The sequence below is a fragment of the Pseudoalteromonas sp. RB2-MNA-CIBAN-0110 genome, assembly GCF_040309305.1.
Lineage (GTDB): Bacteria > Pseudomonadota > Gammaproteobacteria > Enterobacterales > Alteromonadaceae > Pseudoalteromonas > Pseudoalteromonas arctica.
Map to the genome: position 1 here is coordinate 1 of NZ_JBEOOQ010000177.1, position 273 is coordinate 273.

Below are 273 nucleotides of genomic sequence, written 5' to 3' on the forward strand. Positions count from 1 at the left end.
GTCAGAGCCCACTTCCCGATACGAGGGTTATTACAAACCATTAAGTTAATTGCCAGTGTATTAACCGGTATTTTAGCTGTGTCGTTATTAATGAATAAATCACCATTAATTTTATTAAGTGGTTTAGGTGCGTTATCAGCCGTTATGCTGTTGGTGTTTAAGGATGCTATTTTAGGTTTAGTGGCAGGTATTCAGCTCTCTGCTAATAATATGTTAGCGGTAGGTGATTGGCTAGAAATGCCCAAGTATGGCGCTGATGGCGATGTAATTGAC

Annotated in this window: 1 pseudogene; it reads left to right on the plus strand. The window is 39.6% G+C overall.

The window, feature by feature from the left end:
- Positions 1–273: pseudogene (locus AAEY68_RS21070) on the plus strand (miniconductance mechanosensitive channel); the annotation flags it as partial.